The sequence below is a fragment of the Clostridium senegalense genome (genome assembly GCF_018916625.1).
GTDB lineage: Bacteria > Bacillota > Clostridia > Clostridiales > Clostridiaceae > Clostridium_J > Clostridium_J senegalense.
On sequence record NZ_JAHLNC010000001.1, the window covers coordinates 84,011 to 106,649 of the forward strand.

General features: G+C 26.2%; 21 protein-coding genes and 1 pseudogene. 2 read left to right on the plus strand and 20 right to left on the minus strand.

The features are described 5' to 3' along the window. Positions 1 to 258: 258 nt before the first annotated feature. Entirely contained in the window at positions 259 to 2,571 is a 2,313-nt protein-coding gene (locus KQI36_RS00475) for an ABC transporter permease (protein ID WP_216449182.1), read from the minus strand. 2 nt (positions 2,572 to 2,573) lie between these two features. Next, positions 2,574 to 3,284, minus strand: a complete 711-nt coding sequence (locus KQI36_RS00480) for an ABC transporter ATP-binding protein (RefSeq protein WP_010291936.1) — start codon at positions 3,282 to 3,284, stop codon at positions 2,574 to 2,576. 228 nt (positions 3,285 to 3,512) lie between these two features. Here KQI36_RS00480 and KQI36_RS00485 point away from each other — a divergent pair, with 228 nt between their 5' ends. Next, entirely contained in the window at positions 3,513 to 4,094 is a 582-nt protein-coding gene (locus KQI36_RS00485; protein WP_216449183.1) for a TetR/AcrR family transcriptional regulator, read from the plus strand. Positions 4,095 to 4,758: 664 nt separating this feature from the next. On the opposite strand, the gene KQI36_RS00490 is transcribed toward KQI36_RS00485, so the two are convergent. The 12 genes and pseudogenes from KQI36_RS00490 to KQI36_RS00545 all read right to left on the minus strand — a co-directional run bounded on the left by KQI36_RS00490 (position 4,759) and on the right by KQI36_RS00545 (position 13,919). Beyond that, positions 4,759 to 5,151, minus strand: coding sequence for a hypothetical protein (locus tag KQI36_RS00490; RefSeq protein ID WP_216449184.1), 393 nt, complete (start codon positions 5,149 to 5,151; stop codon positions 4,759 to 4,761). A gap of 478 nt (positions 5,152 to 5,629) precedes the next feature. Next, positions 5,630 to 6,250, minus strand: a complete 621-nt coding sequence (locus KQI36_RS00495; protein WP_216449185.1) for an NUDIX hydrolase N-terminal domain-containing protein — start codon at positions 6,248 to 6,250, stop codon at positions 5,630 to 5,632. 354 nt (positions 6,251 to 6,604) lie between these two features. After that, positions 6,605 to 7,003: a hypothetical protein gene (locus KQI36_RS00500; protein WP_216449186.1), complete on the minus strand. Its 399-nt coding sequence runs from the start codon at positions 7,001 to 7,003 to the stop codon at positions 6,605 to 6,607. A gap of 297 nt (positions 7,004 to 7,300) precedes the next feature. Beyond that, positions 7,301 to 8,236: a GNAT family N-acetyltransferase gene (locus KQI36_RS00505; protein WP_216449187.1), complete on the minus strand. Its 936-nt coding sequence runs from the start codon at positions 8,234 to 8,236 to the stop codon at positions 7,301 to 7,303. A gap of 485 nt (positions 8,237 to 8,721) precedes the next feature. Beyond that, positions 8,722 to 9,066: a hypothetical protein gene (locus KQI36_RS00510; RefSeq protein ID WP_216449188.1), complete on the minus strand. Its 345-nt coding sequence runs from the start codon at positions 9,064 to 9,066 to the stop codon at positions 8,722 to 8,724. Positions 9,067 to 9,290: 224 nt separating this feature from the next. Then, positions 9,291 to 9,652: pseudogene (locus tag KQI36_RS00515) on the minus strand (MmcQ/YjbR family DNA-binding protein). Beyond that, entirely contained in the window at positions 9,649 to 9,939 is a 291-nt protein-coding gene (locus KQI36_RS00520) for a DUF3795 domain-containing protein (protein ID WP_010291955.1), read from the minus strand. Before KQI36_RS00520 ends, KQI36_RS00515 begins: the two are co-directional and overlap by 4 nt. Before the next feature lie 276 nt (positions 9,940 to 10,215). Further along, positions 10,216 to 10,629 carry a RidA family protein gene (locus KQI36_RS00525; RefSeq protein ID WP_216449189.1) on the minus strand — a complete coding sequence of 138 codons (414 nt, stop codon included), beginning with the start codon at positions 10,627 to 10,629 and terminating at the stop codon, positions 10,216 to 10,218. A 177-nt stretch (positions 10,630 to 10,806) separates the two neighbouring features. Beyond that, the gene (locus KQI36_RS00530; protein WP_216449190.1) at positions 10,807 to 11,076 is read right to left on the minus strand and encodes a CD3324 family protein; all 270 of its coding nucleotides are present in this window, start codon (positions 11,074 to 11,076) and stop codon (positions 10,807 to 10,809) included. Between the two features lie 892 nt (positions 11,077 to 11,968). Next, positions 11,969 to 12,694: a class I SAM-dependent methyltransferase gene (locus KQI36_RS00535; RefSeq protein ID WP_216449191.1), complete on the minus strand. Its 726-nt coding sequence runs from the start codon at positions 12,692 to 12,694 to the stop codon at positions 11,969 to 11,971. After that, positions 12,681 to 13,340 carry a hypothetical protein gene (locus tag KQI36_RS00540; protein WP_216449192.1) on the minus strand — a complete coding sequence of 220 codons (660 nt, stop codon included), beginning with the start codon at positions 13,338 to 13,340 and terminating at the stop codon, positions 12,681 to 12,683. Before KQI36_RS00540 ends, KQI36_RS00535 begins: the two co-directional genes overlap by 14 nt. Positions 13,341 to 13,391: 51 nt before the next feature. Next, on the minus strand, positions 13,392 to 13,919 hold the full coding sequence (locus KQI36_RS00545; RefSeq protein ID WP_216449193.1) for a GNAT family N-acetyltransferase: 528 nt from the start codon (positions 13,917 to 13,919) through the stop codon (positions 13,392 to 13,394). Between the two features lie 509 nt (positions 13,920 to 14,428). Between KQI36_RS00545 and spoVB the strand changes: the two genes are divergently transcribed. Beyond that, positions 14,429 to 15,955: a stage V sporulation protein B gene (gene spoVB, locus KQI36_RS00550; RefSeq protein WP_216449194.1), complete on the plus strand. Its 1,527-nt coding sequence runs from the start codon at positions 14,429 to 14,431 to the stop codon at positions 15,953 to 15,955. Between the two features lie 131 nt (positions 15,956 to 16,086). On the opposite strand, the gene KQI36_RS00555 is transcribed toward spoVB, so the two are convergent. The 6 genes from KQI36_RS00555 to KQI36_RS00580 form a co-directional block, all read right to left on the minus strand. Next, positions 16,087 to 16,632: a GNAT family N-acetyltransferase gene (locus tag KQI36_RS00555; RefSeq protein WP_216449195.1), complete on the minus strand. Its 546-nt coding sequence runs from the start codon at positions 16,630 to 16,632 to the stop codon at positions 16,087 to 16,089. A gap of 166 nt (positions 16,633 to 16,798) precedes the next feature. Further along, complete coding sequence (locus tag KQI36_RS00560) at positions 16,799 to 17,734, minus strand: VanZ family protein (RefSeq protein ID WP_216449196.1); 936 nt, start codon at positions 17,732 to 17,734, stop codon at positions 16,799 to 16,801. Between the two features lie 135 nt (positions 17,735 to 17,869). After that, positions 17,870 to 18,979, minus strand: coding sequence for a sensor histidine kinase (locus KQI36_RS00565; RefSeq protein WP_244991442.1), 1,110 nt, complete (start codon positions 18,977 to 18,979; stop codon positions 17,870 to 17,872). Further along, a complete protein-coding gene (gene vanR, locus KQI36_RS00570) occupies positions 18,960 to 19,685 on the minus strand; it encodes a VanR-ABDEGLN family response regulator transcription factor (RefSeq protein WP_425321717.1) in 726 nt (241 codons plus the stop codon). Before vanR ends, KQI36_RS00565 begins: the two co-directional genes overlap by 20 nt. A 321-nt stretch (positions 19,686 to 20,006) precedes the next feature. After that, on the minus strand, positions 20,007 to 21,638 hold the full coding sequence (locus KQI36_RS00575; protein ID WP_216449198.1) for a putative polysaccharide biosynthesis protein: 1,632 nt from the start codon (positions 21,636 to 21,638) through the stop codon (positions 20,007 to 20,009). A gap of 14 nt (positions 21,639 to 21,652) precedes the next feature. Next, entirely contained in the window at positions 21,653 to 22,615 is a 963-nt protein-coding gene (locus KQI36_RS00580; protein WP_216449199.1) for an RluA family pseudouridine synthase, read from the minus strand. Between the last annotated feature and the right edge of the window lie 24 nt (positions 22,616 to 22,639).

The window sequence follows — 22,639 nt, forward strand, 5'->3', positions numbered from 1 at the left end:
TATTTTTTCTGTACTATAACATATTAAATTAAATAATATAAAAAAGGATGAATTTTATTTGTTTTTTATCAACCTTCCCTTATATTGCATAATTCTTTTAGTGTTATATCTTCCCCATATTTTCAAATAATACAGTATTTAATTTTCAAATGTCATATTATATATATTTCACCTCTTATATGGATTACAACATAAGAATGCCATAAAACTCATTTTTGAATTGCTTATATGATAATCCTCCAATTTTGATTTTCAATCTTATTCAACACTTTTTAATGCTCCAAGCATATCTATTTTTCTCATCATTCTTCCTATTATCGCATTAACTATATAAGCAAATGTAACTGTTAGCAAAATAGCAATTATATATGAACTTATAGAAGTTGCTAGTTGTAAATTTGCTAATGTCATCTTTCTCGTAATAACATTTATTAGTGCATTCCCTAGTGGTATTCCTATAATAATACCGAATACGGTAAATATAATATTTTCCGTTAGTTGTAATTTTTTAATTTCCTTTTCATAAAATCCAAGTACCTTTAATGTTGCAAGACTTCTTATTTGCTCATAAAAACTCATTATACCTAGATTATATAAAACAACCATTGCTAAGATTCCACCTACAATAATAAGGTTGTACACTACTAACGATGTTAGAGATACTTTACTTATAATTCCATCTGTTATGTTCTCTTTTAATTCATATTCAGTAATAAAATCAATATTTTCTATATCTGTTTCTAAATCCTCTATATTACTTGTTTTAACATATACATAATCTGGGGTAAATATTTCTCCATTTTTCTCAAAATAAGTTTTGCCAATATATACTCCATTAATATTACTGTTTATATCTGAAATTTTTACTTTTCTAGTATCTTCTTTTCCATAAAATTTAATGTCTACATAATCTCCTATTTGTAAATTGTAATCTTTAGCTAACGTATCGTTAATTATTATTCCTTCCTTCGGTAAGTTAATATTTTCATCATAAGTGTCTATTAACTTTAAATCGGTAGTATCCTCTGAAACTATCATATTTATAATATCTTGCTTGCCATTTTTCATTATTATAGCTCTTGTATTCATATTATATTGAGCAGTTTCTATTTCTTCTAATTCGTTTACTTTCTCTATATTATACTCTTTCATTTTTGTGTTTAAAGTCATATACATATCATACCTATGCTGATTTTTAATAATATTATTTGTAAAGTTATTAATTGAATCTTTAAGTCCTAAACAAGTTAATACTAGTGCCATACATACTGCAATTCCAACAATACAAGTAAACACTCTTCCTTTGTTTCTGAAAGTATTTTTTATTATATATTTTTTATTAAATCCTAATCTACCCCATATAAATTTAATTCTTTCCATTAATAGCTTTCTTTGTTTTTTAGGTAATTTAGGTCTCATACATCGAGCGGGATTTTCCTTTAATGCCTTTCTTGTAATTATTATAGAGGTACCCATACAAGATATAGCTGTTAGTATAAATGCCTTCATTAAGGCTACCTTATTATAAGTTATTGTGTAATACGGCAAATCATTTAAACCAAATAGAATTTTAAATAAAGGTTTTGTTATTATAATCTTTGATAAAACTCCGCCTATCATAAATCCAAATACAACTACTATAAATGCATACATAAAATAATATAAAAGTATTTTCAAATCCGTATATCCTAAGGCCTTTAGTGTTCCAATTGCTAACCTTGAATTTTCTATTAGTCTACTCATTGTACTAACCATTAGTAAAGCTGCAATAACAAAAAAGATTAATGGTAAACCTTTAGTAATAGGCTTTATTCCATTTATAAATTCTTGCAAATTATTAGTATTAACATTATCTTTAAGACTTACTATATTTATAATTTTGCTATCAAAATTTTCAATTATGTCATTCTTTATTTTTTCATTATCTGCATCACTGTCTAATGTTATAACTATTTGGTTATATTTACTCTTTCCTAATACATTAGAAATTGCTTCTTTATTAATATATGCAAACCCATACTTACTATAGTCTGGTGAAGGCATTATTGGACTTATGTTATGCATACGTTCAGGATTTTTAATCAATGCAGATATTTTAAACTTTATCTCATTTTTCGTCCCTAATATTTTTATACTATATTCATCACCTAGCTTTAAGCCTTGCTTCTTAGCAAATTCTGAGCTTATCATCATTTCTTCATTATTCTCTGGTAATCTTCCTTCTATTATATAAGGCTTGTTTATACTACTATCATTATCTACACCATATAATGATAGCTTTATATTCTCATTATTATTTTCACTAGCTTCAAATACTAATCTACTTTCAACCTCATTTATTCCATCTATACCTTTTAGATACCTACAATCATTTTCATCAAAACCATTACCTGTTATCCAATAATCGGCAACATTTTGTTCGTTAAAATAATTATCAACAATTAAACTTCCATTATAAGTTATCCCATCTAAACCTACATAAACCATAACTGCTATAATAATAATTATAATTACAGAAATAAGCCTTGAGGTTACATCAATTAAATCTTTTAAAAAATTTTTCCAAATCATTTCTACCACTCCACTTCTTCCACTGCAAGTGGATTATGATTTACTTCATATTTTTCAACTTTTCCATTTTTCATTCGTATTACTACATCCGCAGTTGATGCTAATGCACTATTGTGGGTAACAACTATCACTGTCTTCTTACTTTTTTTACATATATCATATAATAAACCTAATACTGATTTACCTGTTTTATAATCTAATGCTCCTGTAGGTTCATCACAAAGTAAAATATCTGGATTTTTAGCTAATGCTCTAGCTATGGCAACACGCTGTTGTTCTCCACCTGATAATTGAGATGGATAATTATATAATCTATCCTTTAAACCAACTAACTCAAGGACTTCAACTGCATCTAATGGATTTTTACATATTTGACTTGCAAGCTGAACATTTTCAAGTACATTTAAATTAGGCATTAAATTATAAAATTGAAATACAAATCCAATTTTTTCTCTTCTATACTTTGTAAGCTTTAAGTTATTGAATTTAGATATGTCCATCCCATGAACTATAACCTCACCGCTAGATGGTGTATCCATACCACCTAAAATATTTAGAACTGTTGATTTTCCTGCACCACTTGACCCTAAAATAATAGTGTACTTTCCATTTTCTATTTGAAAGTTTATTTCATCTATAGCCCTAATATTTGTTTCTCCCATCTCATACTCTTTAATCACATCTTTAACACTTATAGCAATATCCTTATTCATTAAACATCATCTCCTCACTAGTTTATAGCTAGAGTTTATCATTACAATTTAAATACAACTAGAACACATTATGAACATAAGTGGGTTAACCAACATTATTTATAATAGTGTTGGTTAAAATAATATTTACCTTGTTTTTTTTACTCAAAATGCTTTATTATTTATTTAGTAATTCATAATTTAAATTAGTAGAAAGGAGAAGCTATCTTTTATGTGTAGCTTTTATATATGAAAAATAATAATGTAGATAAACGATCAGTAAAAACTAAAAAACGATTAGAAGATATTCTCTTTAATTTATTAAAAGTAAAGGATATTAACAAAATAACAGTAAAAGAAATAACAACATTAGCTGATATTAATAGAAGTACTTTTTACGATCACTATTCTGATATTTATGATTTGTTAGAAAGTGTACAAAATAAAATCCTTTATGATATCAATGCAATTAATAAAAATATTACTATTAATAGCTTTAATAATAGTGATTTAAATCAACTTTCTATACTTCTAAAATACATAAAAGATAATAAGGAAGTTTTTAAAATATTATTAAATGGACATGGTAATATGCAATTTATGGCAAGCTTTAGAAGAATTATAACTGAAAAATTTTTAAAAGATGTTATAGGAAAAAGCACTCATATAAATAAGGAGCACTATAACTTAATATCTTCATTTTACATTTCTGGTTGCATAGGCTTAATCCAAAATTGGGTTAAAAATGATACAAAAATTCCAATTGAGAAATTAAAAGAAATAATGAATGTTTTAATTGTGAATTCTATTTCATCATTACAAATAAATTAAAATATGTATTTTTTTTATGTTTTAAAGTAAATAGCTGTAATACTTTTTTATAAAATATTACAGCTATCTCATTATTTGTTTTGTATTCGTACTTATTCTAACGTATAAATTCCTCTATAAACTTTTATCACTCTATATCTCTCATTTACTTCACTTTACCTTATTGTTATAAATTACTTATAACATATTTTGTAAATATTTTGATTGTCCAATTTTCAAGCAACATTATTCTTATATATCTAAATATTTACATCTCAATATCACAAAATTTTTCTAAGCAATTTGTTAAATATGAAATCATTCCTCGAACTTCATCAATATTATAATAATTTTTCTCTAGTAACTGATATGCTCCGCAAATATTTCCTAGATAGTGCCATAACAAATAAAATCTCATTTTTTCCTGATTTAGATCATCCCTCTGTAAATAGCAGTAGTTTTCACCAAATCTCATTTGTAGAAAACTGTATTCTATTTCAGCATCAAAAAACTTCGCACCCTCAATATCAATTAAATAAGTATCATTCTTTATAAGGAAAATTAAATTCTTTCATTAACTTAGTTCCTATATTTCTTTATTTATATTGACCTCTTATTTAAATTGCCACGTAAAATACCGCAAAATTCAATTCATGAATAATGCGGTGTTTATATAAATTATTTTTTAGTAATTTTTATTAAAATTTCTTTTTAACATATATTCTACAGTAACGAATACAGCAACTAATATTAAACATTCAGCTTCTAGTAAAGTAACACTTGTATTATAAATATTAGATTTATTTAATATTAGCGATATCATAGTAAATAGTAATGTACCTACTCCTGAAATACTCCATATTAAACCATACTTTCTATTAACTGAATCTAATTTGTTTGTATTCTTACACAAATGTTCTTTCTCTCTGTCTAAAAATCCATTAAAAACCATTGCTATAGGTATAATTAAATGTAATGTTTTATCTATTTTTTTATATGAATTACATTTAAATAAAATTCCTATGAAAATCATTAATACAGGAATAATTATATTGCAAATTAACATCAATATATTCATACTAAAACCTCCACGTATCTTATAATAATATAACTGTTGTTAGTTCCACTTTTTATGCAGGTATTATTCATAAGTAATAAAATAAAGTTATTTCATAATATCTATATTTTACCATATTATTGTAAGTTTTGTAGTGTATTATAGAAATTTATTTATATCAATCAATTCATTATGAATAATAACTACATATTTACCAAAAATCGTATCATTTATAACCAATTAATTTCTGGATAAACCATATATGAAAGAAGATTTTCAAACAATTTTTTTCACCGCATTATTCAATTTTTTTTAAAACATTATTCGTATTTTTAGATTTAAAAATTAATTCGTAATATAACAAAAGGATGTAAAAATACCGCATATTCATTTGAATAATACGGTATTCTAAGTAATTTAATATTTAATTTATTCTTCGTAATATTTTTAAAATTAGTTCCTTAAAGTTGCCTTAATCTATCTTACAAATTGAAATTTCTTAATCAAATAATGTTTTCCACTCATCTGTATGATATGCATCAAAACACATTTTAATTTGTTCCTCATTATTCTTCTCTGTTGCAAGTTCTGGTAAATTATCCACTTCGAAATAACCATATTCTGTTGTTTCAATATTCTCTTCAAACTGTCCACCAATTACAGAACATTGTACAAATACTTTGCAAATACCGTATGCATAGACAGGAAGATTGTGCTTTGCTCTATCCTGAATTGCAATAATTCTGTCTGCAACCACATCCAAGCCTGATTCTTCTTTTACCTCTTTTACTGTATTTTCGCCAACTGACACATTTACATCACACCAACCACCTGGAAGTGACCATTTTCCATCATTCTCTCGAACAAGAAGAATCTTTCCATTTTCAAAAATAGATGCACGAGTTTCAAGTTTCGGTGTCTGGTATCCACTTTCATTACAAAAAATGCTTTTCACCATTCCTAAAGAAATATCCGACATATTAGATACAATTTCTGCTGATATTTCTCTAATACGTTCATATCGTTCCTTATCATAAACATCTTTACCATATGCAAGACCTGCTTGTGCAAGACTTTGTAATTCTATCGCCCACTGTAACCATTGCTCATTTTTATCCATAATTCTCCCCTTCAAAACTCCTATTTATTGAACACAATATTATAATTATTATAAACAAATTATAACATATTTTGTAAACAGTATATTATTTACTCTTTAAATATTTCATTTCCTTTTCCCCTCTTAAATACAATTTCATAGTATTTACCTTACAGAAAAATACTTATTAAGCTCTCCTAAAATACCATGCTATTTAATTTCAAAAATCATAGTTCATTAATTAGTTGGTCAAATTTTTGAATTACGAAACAAAAAATACCGCATATTCATTTTTAAATAATACGGTATCTGCTTTATACTTTATTTTCATAATATATTAATATTATCTATTACTAAACTGAATTTCATATAATTTTATTTGCTTTCTAATGATACTAAAGAGCCATCTATTTCTTCTGCAACTCGGTCACCTTCTAAGAATTTTTCTTCTTGCATTTTTTGCTTAGTGACACTATATTGTTTTTCTATCTCATTTTTATCACTAACATAAATCACTAAATCTGTTGAATCGTTCACAGTTTTGATTTTTTTTATTATCATCATATTTTCAGAAAGACGTTTATCTTTTAATTGGCCTATTACCATGCCGATACACATACCGATTGGAAGTCCGAAACACATTCCAAGCGCCATATTATCAGGGAAAATAATCATTCCAAATATTAAACCACCTGAAACACCGAAACACATTCCAATGCTCATATATAATGTCATATATTTTTCTACTGTGTTTTTTTTGTCTTTATTGTTCATAGTTGCCTCCCAAACTTCCAATTTTTATATATTATCTTATATATAGTTAATTCACACTTTATAACTATAATAATGTACTCATTGTATATTTTTTAAATGCGTAATATTTAATTTTAAAAGAATAAATTTTAATACTTATTTCGCTTTATAATCAAAATGTGAAATAAATTTAGTTAAGCTTAATAAATCTATATCCATTCACAAATATTAATTTTTACATTATTTAGCGCTTAAACCTCCCATAATTTGAAATCTTTCAAAATGTTTTCCTCATAAAATTGTTTTGTAAAGCGCCTCCTAGATTTTCAACTCAGATTCAATCATTGTGCTATCCTCTAAATCATATAGATATTCACATAATGGACTTGATTTTAATGATTCAATACCTTTCCACCCATTTTTCAAAGCAATTTCATAATATTTTTTAGCTTCTTCCTTATTGTTAATTTTCCAATAAGCACATGCTGCATTGTAAAATTGCCAAACAACTCCATAATTATTTTCAAATGCTTTTTTGTAAAATTCAGCTGAAAGCTTGTAATTTACTTTTCGCTTAAGATAATAATTGCCATTTATTAAATAATTAGCATATAAATTATACCATCCAAAGTATACTTTAATATCCCTTTTCTGCTCAAAGCCAACTTTTTCAGCCAATTTATAGGATGGAATATTATTATCCCAGCAGTGCCAACCTACATTTTTTATATTGTTACCTTTACAATAATTTAAAGCTGCAATAACCACTTGTGTGCAATACCCTTTTTTTCTATAATCTTTTTCTGTTTCTACTCCTAGTTCACATCTATCTTCAACTACACAGTCAGTTATACATCTACTTACAATTCCACCATCAATTATATATACACAACCAAATCCATTTTTTAAAAAATTATCAATGGAAGACCAGTTTTCAATTATGGTTTCTCTTATATCATCAATTTCTTTTAAATTATTATCCAACAACATTTCTCTATCAATTTTTTTTACATTCTCCGATACTTCCACAATATCAAATTCACCTATCTCTAGTTCTAAATATCTTCTATCATCCTCTATTGGATATAATGAATTGAATATATCTTTAAATGAGTTCTCCCATTCATTTGAAGAATAAAAAACCATATAATCTACATCACTTTTTTCTAGTGCTTTTTTAAAAATATCATATTTCAATACATTATTTAACTCACAATTAAAGGCATTATCCTTAGCATCTCCTGTAAAATACATGCCCTCTTATTTTTCTGTTGCGAAACTATTCTCTTAGTACTAATGTCTTTATTAAAATACCCTCCAAAATTTTCTTCAAAATGATTATTCCAACCTAGCTTTTTTATATAAATAACAATATATATTTTGATATTCAAATTGCTCTGCAGTTTCTACTTCTGATTATACTTATATTATAATTTTAAATTTTCAGTTTTTTTGAAGAATACTGTACCTTATTTGCAACATTTATATAAATATTTTTAACAATGTTCACAGTATATTAATTTAAATTTACTTTTTCTGTACTATAGTATATTAAATTAAATAATATAAAAAAGGATATCTTTTATTTGTTTTTTATCAATTCGACATCTTATATGTATTTCAAAGTAAAAATACCCCAAAATTCAATTCACGAATAATGCGGTATTGGGATAAATTGTTTGTTTTTCCAATTGAATATTAGTCTTATCCCCTTACTCTGATGGAATATATACTTACCTTTAATAAATGCTAAATTTTCCATTTTGAAAAACTGTAATCCCCCAATAAGCAACCAAAATAGTAATTAAATTAATTAGTGGTAATAGACTAAATATAAATGCTCTTTTATATAATTTTAATTTAAGTAAATATATTGATATTATTATTGATATTAATATAATCACTGGAGCTGAAAAATTAGATATGAAAAGTATCCATGTATAAAAACTCTCATTTGAACCTGGAGCATCAAACATCATTGGAGAAACCATTGCTATTAATATGCTAAAAGGAAGTAGCAAGCATAGTATAATATTAATAATTCTTGTTATAATTTTAAAGATTTCATCTTCTTTTGAGTTCATAGATCCTTTACCGCCTTAAATTATTGTATATTTTGCCATTATCAAACATATCTATAATTTTAACACCACATTATTCAACTTTCAATGAGCATAGTTTGAATTTTTATATCATATAATAATTAGAGCATGCCGCAAAATACCGCAAATTCACCTATGAATACTGCAGTATTTTAATATATTATTTATATTTACTTTTTAAGTTTCTTAACAAATTGGAATTTATATTATATTTGTAAAAGTTCTTTTTGTTTCTTTTTACTGAATTTAGATAGAACTAGTTGATAAGACTTGTCTAATATGTCTTTTAATAATTCATCTGGTACATTTCCATTAAATTTAACCGAATTCCAATGTACTTTATTCATATAATATCCTGGTATAATATCCTCATATTGTTGTCTAAGAAAATCCCCTTCTGTTGGCTCCAATTTTAAAGTTATATAATAAGGTTCATCATTTTTATCTAAACAAATTGCCGCAAACATTTTATCTCCTAAGGAATAACGTATCCAATTCCAATCTTTCTGCAAGTCTTTAGACACACCACTTTTTTTACCAAATATTCATCTATCCATTGATATTTCATATAGTATCTTTGTCACTCCATTCTTTACATTGTTTAATGCGTTTTCCATTATCCCCTTGTTCCTTATCATATGCAAATTTATTAAGTAGTTCACATGTAAACTTCTCACAAGTTCCACAGTGTTCATTTCCTTTTGACTCGCAACATGATTTTACAGAACATTTTTCTCCCCAAAATGGTTTTTGAATATTAGCACATCCACCGCACCCCATTTGCTCTCTGTACTCACAGTCACTACACAATATTCCACATCTAGATTCTATTTTGTTAATTCCATTTTTAATCATGATATCCTCCCTATAAAATTCTATTTATCTCTGTCTCTCATACAAATAATTTTTACTTAAGATTATTTTATTATCATGAATCAATTATAACATATTTTGTAAATACCTTGTTTGTTCAATTTTTAAACAACATTTTGCTTCATATTTTATTTGAATTACGACGTAAAAACACTGTAAAATTCAAATTTGAATAATACAGTGTTTTAATAAATCGTTCGTCTTTTAGTTGTTACGTTAAATAAGAATGGTGCGAATTAGTTCAACTTTATACTTCAATCATTTTGGATTATTTTCTACTGCTGCTACTGCTTCAATTTCTACCAATTGATTTGTATATCCTAATACTGTAACTCCAAATAAGGTGCTTGGAACATCATGATTACCAAATTCTTTTCTTATTGCTTCCCATGCAGTTACCAAATCTGACTGATTTTGAGATGCTACAAGAACTCTGGTATATACAACGTCTTCTAAAGTGGCCCCACCGTCCCTCAGTGCTTCCTTCAAATTCTCTACACAAAGTTTTGCCTGAAGCTCATAATCACTCAAATTGGGTACTTCTCCCTCTCTATTAATGGGACATGCCCCCGCTAAAAATAATAAGTCCATTCCTGAAGGTATACGCCCAACGTAAGCATAATCTACTAGAGCTAAATTTGTAGAATGAATTAATGATATTTTTTTATTCATTTTGACTCTCTCCTTTTGTTCTAATATCTAGGACAAAAATTACAAATTCATTTTTTAAATGAATTTTATGTTCAATATCATTTTAAAGCTTCTATATTTTTTAAGAAAGATAATAATCACTTCTATATCATCTTTTATACAAAAGCTACCACACATTACAAGAGTGGTAGCTTTAGCTTACTTATCCTTTTTATATACAATCTTCTTAATACTACTATCTGAAAGGAAGAATTCCTCAGCCAGATTGCTAATTGATTTCCCACCTATATATTGGTTTAATATCTTTTCATTTCTAGCTTTTATATAATCTCGACTTTTAGATTTTTCACCCCATCTTTTTCTCTTTTCAGGAAGGGAAGGGATGTATATATATTCACCTTGAATATACTTTTGAATTTCTTTAATTAAATCATCTGGTAATATTCTATCAATTCTTACATATCTCATAAAGCTCACTTCCTTAAATTTATTATTTAATTAAGGAAACAAAGCCTGTATATGTATGAATTTATTTATGAAAAGCGACTAAATATCTATCTCTGTGCAAATTGTCGCCCAAACTCATACCTACAGACTTTGCACAGAGTATTTTAAGCATTTTTCTATCCATGAAATTAATATTCATGATATCACACTCCCTATTTATATTAAATCAATTATATTCTTTATTAAGAAGATATGCAATTTTTTACTATTTCAATTTAACTAATGGTAATTATATCATATTTACACTGTCTTATATGGTTTTTTTAATTTAAATATGCAGTTAATCTAAAAATCTAAAACCATAATTATTTCATTTTCATCTACTTCACCTGTATGGTAGAATCCAAGTTTTGTATAGAGGTTTTTTGCTGCTTTTTTTATAATTAAAATTATTCAAATAACTCATTTATAATTGGTATAACATTAATTATTGTATCTTCATAAGGATGAATTTTTCTATATACTCTTTTGGAATATATATTTCTATTCTTACTTCTTTAAAATTCATGTCAGTATTCTTCTTTTTCTAATTGTACAAGTAATTTAATCTAACTTATTTATCAATTATTACATTATAAAATATCTTTCTTTTAATTATTGCTACAGTATGTAATAATAAAAAATTTAAATAAGCTATTCATTGAAAATTGATTTAGAAACTCTTATAGATTTTTGTTTAATTTTTTTGACCTAATCCAAGGACGGATTAGCCGGTGCATCAGACAAGGACGTCGCTTCTCCGGGTAGTCATAAAAATCAGATAAAAATATATTTAGAGTTTCTTTGAAAATTTCACAGATTAGCATTTTATATTTTTTCATTATTATTTTTTAACACTATAATTTTAAAATTTTTAGGCTTTTCTAAGTATTATATGATTATAAAATGCAATATTAAGATAATCTTTTATATCTGCTACTTTCATTTCAAGTTTGTACATTTTTTCTTGCCAATCCTGTCTATACTTTACATCATTATTTTGTTGTAATCCCCAAAATGTTCTAACTCCAAGTATTTTTTCAATACTAATATCCTTATCCCCTATCCACTGCTTGATGTCATTTATATCATAATAATTTACTTCTCCAAAATTCATAACTTTAACTCTTCCACCATCTAGTAAATATATCGCTTCATCTAAACTATTTTCAAAAACAGCTTTTTGCATTATCCTACCTACATGATTATGCTTTACTATGGATATTATCCCATTAGGTTTAAGAACTCGATAGAATTCTTTAAATATATCTTTTCTCTCCTTTGCATATTCAAAAACATTATGACATACTATAACATCAAAAGATTCATCTTTCTGCTGTTTTAAAATTTCTATATCTCCAACTATTTGTTCATATATATTTTCATCTATTCTCATTTTTATCATATCTTTATTAGGTTCTATGGCAACTACCTCATTGTCTTTTGCTAAGTGACTTGCTGTAACGCCTAACCCACTACCAAAATCAAGAATTTTTATACCATTTTTTATAGGTATTTGCTCCCATACAATTCTATAAAATAACAACCACCATGGTTCTTTTAAATTTTCAGCATATGTTTTTAAATCATTCTTTATCATACTTCACCTTAACCTCCTTTGTATTTAAATTTAGTATCCTTGTTCTTGTATCATACTTTGATATATATATAGGTTCTCCATCACTATCAATACAATATGAAATAGGTATTGATATTCCACAATTTCTATATGAACCATCTGCATGACTTGTTCCTAATACTATAGTTTTATATGTTCTTGCAATTTTTTTAGCTTCATTTATCCATAACTCAAATTGATCATCACTAAACATTCCTACACCAATTGGGTGGGCAATAAAATTAATTTTTGAAGTTACTTTTTTAAAATCTCTAACCCCTTTCAAAATTTCCATACATAAAATATATCCAATAGTTATGCCATTATGATTAACTACTAATGGATTACATAATTCTTCATTAACATTTGAAGATGTTTTTGATCTTTCTAAAATTTTCTCACCATAATTACTTATTATTACTGCTCTATCTTTATTATCTTTTCTGTAAGATGTAATAATTGTTGTATTATATTCTCTTGCAATATTACAAGCATTTTCTAAAGCCTTTTCATCAAATAAATATCCTTCTGGATATAAAACCACATCTATTTCTTTATTTTTTTCTATTTCTTCTTTAATTTGTTTAACTCCTCTTTCATGTAATGGTTGTCCTATTAAAATTCTCATATACATTACCTCCACATACCAACACTATTTTTGGGTATTATGCTTGTTATATCATAGTATTTTTTCATATAATCTAAACCAGTTCAATCCATAGTTTCCAAGCCCCAAATCAACTGTATCAATATATTTAAAACCACATTTCTCATACAATCTTATAGCAGGCATATTATTTTCGTAAACATCTAATCGAATTGACTTTACCTTTGACTTAATACTATGTTCAATTGAGAAATCGATTAATGCTTTACCTACACCACATTTTAAAAAATTGGGATGTACTACAAATGTATATATAACAAAAACATCTGAATAATCAGATTCAAAATTCCACTTAGCTTTATAATATGCAGGCTCAGGTTCATGACTTAAAATAAGTGATCCAACTATTTTGCCATTATTTTTTGCTACATAAAGATTACAATTTTTAATTCCATCAATTGCATTTTGACAAGTAGGATATATACCCTTTCTCCATCCAGGGTAATTTATTTCCTTTTCTAAATAATCATTTAAATCATTATAAAGCTTTTCTAATTCATCAATATCACTTGTTTTTCCTAATTCAATAATAATATCCATATGTGTATTTCTCCAATCTCTAAAAGTATAAATATAGGGTTATAAGATGAAGTTTATTCATTTATCAAATGTGAAAATTTAAAATTGCTAATTAACAGCTTATTTTAGTTAAGAGTTATTGAAAATATCTACTATTATTTATTTTTTATAAAGTTTTTATTATTAAAATTATACGTCTAATTTTTAGTATTTTTTGAAGAATATTGTATATTATTTATAACATTTATATAAATATTTTTAACATTGTTCATAGTATTTTAATTTTCAACTTCTTTTTCTATACTCTCTCATATTAAATTAAATAATAGTTTAAATTACTTATATTTAATTTCCTTATCTAGCTTTTATATTTTTAATTACTGTAATAATTTTTTTTATTTATTTGATTATTTTTTGAATAAAGTATTAAAGCAAATCATAACTATTATAAAGAAACACAATCAACTATAAAAAATTATATATTACTTTAGATATAATTTTTATTCAACCATATTACTGGAGGTTTGTTTATGAATAGTGACAGTTTTTATAGAGATACATTTGTACTAACTATTTCAAATCTTGCTATGGCGGTTATAAGATTTATTTTTTCTATAGTTCTCTCGGACAAGCTTGGTGCAGAAGGAGTAGGACTTTATGGACTTATAATGCCTATTTATGATTTGTTTTGTTGTTTAGTTTGCGGTGGGCTTGTTGCTGCCGTTTCTAAAGAAGTTTCATCATATTATGGAACTAATTCTTATAAAAATATGAATAAAAGTGTTAGATATACATTATCTTTCATATTAGTTTGGGCAATATTTGTAACCATCATAATGTTTGCTTTGGCACCTTTTTTTAGTAAATATATTATAAAAGATATCAGAACTCTATATTCCTTATGGGTTTTATGCCCTGCACTGATATTTATAGCTCTATCATCAGTTTTAAAAGGCTATTTTTTTGGAGTTATGGAGGTTAACACTCCAGCAATAATAGATATTGTAGAAAAAGCATTAAGACTTTTTGTAACACTATCTTTAATAGACTTATTGCTTCTTAAAGATATTTCAAAAACAGTAACAGCTACATACTCGTCTTTTGCTATTGGAGAATTTGTAAGTTTTGTTTTATTATATATTTTCTTTAAGAAAAGTTGTAAAAAATTCGATTATTCTTTAGGACAAGATAAATATGTAGAAAATGGTGCTCAGCTCCTTTTCAATTGTCTAGTTGTTGCGTTTCCTTTAGCTGTCAATGGGTTTCTTACCACTGCTATAAGTAGTGTATCTACTTTGCTTATACCAGGAAGGCTTGTAACAGCAGGAATGACTCATACCTTGGCGCTAGAAGCTATAGGTAAGTTTTGTGGAATGACACTTAATATAATATTTTTTCCTATTGTAATAGTAATTTCTATGGCTACTATTCTAGTCCCTGACATATCTAAAAATATTACAAAAGGTAATTATTCTGCTGTAGAATGTAGAGTGAATGAAGTAATAAAGATGTGCTTTATATTAGGAGTTTCAATAATGCTTGTTTGCTTAGTAATACCCACAAATCTTGGTATGCTTTTTTATAAACGTAACGATTTAGATGCTTTCATTAAAGCTGCAGCGTTTTCAGTTCCATTTTTGTATGGTTCATCCTGTACTTATGGTATCTTAAATGGTCTAGGTAAACAAAAGGCTATTCTTATAAATTCTTTAATTACAGCTGTTGTAGAACTTATTTTAATGTATATTTTGATGGCTATACCATCTATAAATATATTTGGCTTTGCTATAGCTATATTTGTATCTTCTTTATTAGGTCTTATATTAAATATTCTAGAAATAAATAAATCTGTTCATTTATCAATTAGCATATATAAATTTTTTATAATTTGTTTTTTAACTTTAATAACAGCATTTCTTCTTAGAATTTTCAATGCTATTATTCCTAATGTTAATTTCATCATTAAAAATATCTTCTTAATTTTTATAGGTAGTGGATTATTTTTCTCGTCTATATTTATAATAAGAAAAAACTCTGATTCTTGTAAAAATCTATGAAAATAACCACTCAGAAAATGAGTGGTTATTTTATACTTGATTATGTTTTAAAATACTGTTGAAAATACATCAATAATTAAAGGAAGCCATTCGACCTCACTTAATTCAAATTACAAGAACAGTTATGGTATTTATAACAAACTTCTATATTTTCTATAATAAAAATAACTATCACTTTCCATGTTAGGTTGCTTATGCTCAATAGGTGTTCGTTTTTCAAATAATTCGAAACCACATTTTTTTGCAAGATTGCAAGAAGGTGTATTTGCACAATCAATAGTCAAAATAAGATACTTTATCTCTGACATACTAAAACACCAATTGACTAAAGCATTTACTGCTTCTTCTGTGTATCCTTTTCTCTGATATTTTTCTGACATAAAATAGGCTACTTCAACTTCATTCAATGTATCTTCCAATCCCATGCCAACCATTCCTATCATCTCATCTGTGTCAGGTAATGCGATTACATATCTTTTGTTTTCATAGATATTTGTTGAATTTTTTTTACTTTGGTGCCAATCAATGTATTCAAAATAAGATTGTGGTGAATCACTATCTTCTGCCCAATCAGGCATAAAACGAAGAATATTCTTTTCTCTAACAATCTTATAAAGATTTTCTGCATCTTTCCTTTCAAAATCTCGAATTATTACATGATTTGTTTCTATTCTCATATTATTCTTATCCCCATAATATACAAACAATTATTTTCTTAAATGATAACATTCACCATATTAACAATCAACCTATTAAATTTTTCTGAGCCAAAACGAATTATTTAAGCAAAGTTGTTTTTTATAAACACATGTCAAATCGTAATATCTTTATATTTATATCCATTTACTCCATATCCCCTTTTTCTACCACCAATACTCTACTACATTTATTATCTTCTGATATCCATAAATTCACACTTTTTTCTTCTTTCTTTATTAGATTTTTGAATTCATCCATGGTAATTTTATTATATATGAATGTTGATTTTTGAATATTTCCATTAGGTGAATACTTATATTTTCTTAACTGAAGAAATAATTTAGTATTGTTATCTATTATATATTTATCTTCATTACTTTGAACTTTATAATTATCATCATAAAATCTTCTTGATTTGTCTATTAGGATACTATCATTATCCACATCTATACACACCGTTTGTATATCAGCACTATACGCATCTACACCTTCTAATATTTCCTGATTAATAACTTCTACTTGTGCTGGAAGAATATTAGGTTGGTATAAATATAATGATAATAAACCACATAAACCAAATACACTTAAAAACGAAAATGTAGCTATTCTCATCTTTATTTTTATATCAATTCTTTTCAATATTTTAAAATAAATAAACATACCTATAATACCGCCAAAAGTATTTAATACTACATCATCTATATCACTTGCACCTAATCCTATAATATATTGAAGAAATTCAAATAATAAGCTTACTCCAAAACATATAAATACAGTCTTTTTTTTATTTATATTTTTAAATAATGCTGGCAACAATATTCCTAATGGAATAAATAGTGCAAAATTACCAGCCACATTTTTCAAAGCTACATCTATAGTCACATCTTCAGTAAAATAACTTTCAATAAAAGCAAAGGGCTTTAAATTTAATGAGCGTAACTCACTAGTAAACCCATATTTAAATAATACAATTTTTAATAATGCCAAAATATATACTATAGCAATTACCCATACTCCAAATGATATAAATTTTTTAATAATGGATACATTATTTATTTGTTTTTTTAATTTTAAATTCATTATTATTCCTCCTTACTTATATAAAAAATACACATCTTATTTTTATACCTACATGATATCAAAATAAGATGTGTATTTTTTTCATTATTTAGTAAAGTTTTCTTATGTTTTTCTTCTTAAAATCATACGATTTTCTTACAATAAACTTGGAAGATAAATCTCAAATCTAATTTCTTCTTCTTCACTATATGCACTTATTGTTCCTTTATGAGCCTCAATAATTTTTTTTGCTATTGCAAGACCTAACCCTGCACCTCCTGTTTTAGTTCCACGAGAACTATCTAATCGATAAAATTGGTCAAATATTAGATTTAATCTTTCTTTAGGAATAACATTTCCTTTATTACTAAAACACATATATATTCCATCAGATTTTTTTTCTACTATAATTTTTATTAAACCATTTTCAAAACTATAATTAATAGCATTTCTAATTAAATTATCAAAAACCCTTTCAATTTTATTAACATCACATTTAAACTCAATATTAGAAGTAATCTGCAAATCACATCTAAGATTTTTCGTTGCTAACATTGGCTTAAATTCATAAACAATCTGTTCAATCATTCGTGTTAAATTAATATTACTTAATTCAAGAGTTAAATTACTTAAATTAAATCTTGTAATATCAAAAAATTCGTTAATTAATTCTTCTAATCGCTCAGCCTTTTCTAAAGATATGTTTAAGTATTTTTTTCGAAGTTCATCAGACATATGTTCTTCATCATTTAATAAGTTTAAGTAACCAATAACAGATGTAAGAGGAGTCTTTAAATCATGAGCAAGATACACTATTAAATGATTTTTTTGCTTTTCTGATTCTTTTGCTAATTGTGCATTTAGAATAGTTTTCTGCTTTATCTGATTCATTTGTTCTTCTACTTCTTTCAATTCATCTGGAAAATGTATTGAATTATCATCATTTAATATAAGTTGTTTACTTGCATCCATCATAATCTCTATATGACCTAATGATTTTTTCCAATAATACAAAATAACAAATATAATATCTATTAGCCAAACGAATATAACTAAGCAAGGTAAATAATACTTAATCATCTGTGCTAATATATATACTGTTTCATCCCCATAAAAAGTAAATTGATGATATGTAATAAACATTAATATTAGTATAACTCCTAAAGCTATACTAGATAATAGTATGGTAATAAAAATTTTTGCTAACACTATATTTTTTAAACTTTTATTAGTCAATTGTTTTTCTTTATTCAATGGTATAGCCAACTCCCCATACTGTTTTAATAAATTTAGGTTTTCTTGATGGCTCATTCATTTTTTCACGAAGTCTTGCCACATGAGCCATTACTGTATTATTATTGTCTAAATACTTTTCTTTCCACACCGATTCAAAAAGTTCTTCTGACGAGACTACTCGTCCTTTATTTTCACATAAATACCATAAAATCGAAAACTCAATTGGTGTCAGTGTTATTGTTTTTCCATATAAGCTACATTTATGGTTATCATTATTAATTATCAATCCATGAAAATCATATTCACTTTTCTCACATTCAAATTTATCCTCTGAATTTCTTTTATTATATTTTTTATATCGTCTTAACTGACTTTTAACTCTTGCCAATAGTTCCAATGGATTAAATGGTTTAGTTAAATAATCATCAGCCCCTAAAGTTAATCCTGTTATCTTATCAATATCCTCAATTTTTGCAGTTAACATAATTATAGGGAAAAAATACTTTTCTCTTATTATCTTGCATATCTTAAATCCATCAATATCTGGAAGCATAACATCTAAAATTGCAAGGTCAAAATCCACCTTATCTAAAGATCTTAAAGCTTCCTTTCCTGTATAAAATTTATATACATTATAATTGTCATTTTGCAGATAAACTTCTACTAAATCTGCAATTGACTGTTCATCATCTACTAATAAAACATTCAAGTTTTTAGTACTCCTTTCATTTTTCAACTAATCAAATTTAAATTTCACTTACTACGTTATTGTATTTATTATACATTAATACCATTTATTTTTCTATATTGTAACCATATACTCTATTTATAACTTTTTAACTTTTAATAATGCTATTTTTCAATTTTATCTTCATTTTAATAACAAGTATTTTTCTCATTATTAACCAGTAAGTTTTAATCCATGAAGATGCTTTCCAAGTCTTTCATTTTTTCTTAATACCCTTTACTAAGAAAATTGCACATAAAAAAAGGGAGCCATCGCTCCTCTGTTAGTTAGTTTTGCAACAGTCCCTTTAATAATCCTTATTTGATAAAACTATCTTACATACTTTAATAATTTTTGTGGTATAAGATTTTTAATTTTATTTGGTAATATATTTATTTCTTTTTTAGATACACCGCCTAATAACACTATTGCAACACTATATACTATAATAGCTACAGCTATAGCTACTAACATTGCTATAACATTAAATATATATCCATTAGATATTAATCCTAAAACTTTAATAATTCCATTATAAGTAAAATACGTTGCTATTCCCATAAAAGCTGATGCTATTATAGGTCTTATGGTTGGAACTATGCATCTAACTCTAACTCTTAACACTCTATTTATAAGCCATTGATTAAGTATAAACATTATTGCAAATGATACTGTACTACTTATTATAGCTCCATATACGTTAATTCTAGGAATTGAAACAACAAAATAATTTACTATTATTTTACCAACCATACCTATTGCACAAAATATAGTTGCTGCCTTTACCCTATCAAGACCTTGAAGTATAGAAGTTTGAAGATATACTATTCCCATTATTACTAGTACAAAAGAACCATAAATTAGAAATGATGATATTTCTTGATCTAATTTAAGTGTACGTAATATTGGCTTACTTAAAACTGCAAGTCCTACTGCTGAAGGTATTGAAAATAAATACATAATTTTCATAGTAGAATTTATGCTAGTTTTTACAGATTTTCTGTCTTTAACTGCATTGTATGTAGCTATCAGCGGCACAGCAGCTACAGACATAGAGCTTAATAAGCCTAATGGTACATTTATAAGCGTTGTATATTGACCATAAAATCCCCATAAAACATCTTTTTGCTTTTCTGTATAACCCAATACGTCAACCAATGTTCCTTGTACCATTTTTACATCTATCATTCCGCCTAATTGTTGTATAGCAATAGCTATAGTTATTGGTATTACATAACATAAAATTTTTCTTAAAATTTCTTTGTTACTATCTCTTTTTATTTCTTTCTCTATTTTAATATGTGCTAAACCCTCATAACCTCTACGATTATAGTAATTTAGAAAGTATACTAGTGCTAAAAGTGCGCCAAGAGTAGTTCCTACTGTACCTCCTGCAACACCTAATTCTAGTGAAAAACCTATTAAAATATATGCAAAAAGTAAGCTAAACACTACATTAGCTACCTGCTCCATAACTTGAGAAACTCCAGTTGGAACCATATTACCAACGCCTTGAAAATATCCTTTATAAGTACTTAATACAGTAGTAAAAAGCATCGTTGGTGCAATTGCCATAAGTGCATATGTAGATCTTTCAGCATTCATCCCTCTTGTTATTGGTCCTGCAAATACAATTAAAATAGTTGTTGATAAAACTCCAATTCCAATTGCAAGCAATCTAGATATTTTAAAAGCTTTAATTGCATCATGTTTATTACCAACTGATGCATATTCAGCAATTATCTTTGATATTGCTACTGGAAGACCTGCATTAGCAATCATATATATATATGCATATATTACATAACAAGATTGATATATTCCCATTCCGTCTTGACCTAATATAGCTCTTAAAAATGGCAAATATAAAATAGACATAATTTTTGTCATAAACATACATATACTTAATATAGCCATGCCCTTAGCTGCAGATTTAGTATCAAAATTCGAATTGCTACCCATGAAATTTTCCTCCACTAAAACTTAAATACGTCTGTCTTTATTTTCTTTAAAATAGGTGGAAGTGATTCCGCTATAGTTTTATTTTTTAAATATGTTAACTTGTCTCCTGTATCTTTAAATATTACTTTATAAGCATATAAAAATTGATAATCTAATCCATACCTATTAACAAAGAAACTATTAAGCTTTTTCTCGCCATACTTAGTATCTCCAACTATTGGATTGCCTAAAAATGCTAAGTGAGATCTTAATTGATGACTTCTACCTGTTAATAATTCTAACTCCACTAAAGAAAATATTCCACAACTTTGAATTACTTTTACTTTCATAGCTATTTTTTTAGTGTTTGGTTTATATTCTTCATAAACTTTAGATATATTATTATCTTCATTTTTAGATATATACGCTTCGTAGTAACCTTCTTTTATTTTCCCTTTAATAAGAGCCATATAATATTTTTCTACTTTTCTTTCTCTTATCATTTCATTCATTTCTTTTAATGAAGAAAAGTTTTTACCATATATAACAATACCTGATGTATTTCTATCTAATCTGTTACAAGGTGCTGGTGTAAATGTAATTTCCTTTTCTGGTTCATAATCTCCTTTATCATAAAGATAAGATAAAACATAATCCGTAAGTGTTGATTCTCCATTTTTTTTATCACTATGTACTAAAACTCCTGGCCATTTTTCAACCATCAATATATTTTCATCTTCATATGTGATTTTTAGTTTATTATCAATTCTCTCAAAATTACTTTTTTTCTTTTGGGAAGCTTCTGTCTTTATTTCTCTAATTTCAACTACATCTCCATCTTGAAGAGAATACTTTTCTTTAACTTTTTTTCCATTTACTTTAATATCACCTTTTCTAAAAGATTTGTAAATAGCACTTAATGGTACATCTTTTAAAAGCTTTCTTGCAAATTTATCACATCTTTGCCCAGCTTCATTCGGTCCAATGTTTATTATCATATATCTTCCTCCTAAAAATTGTAT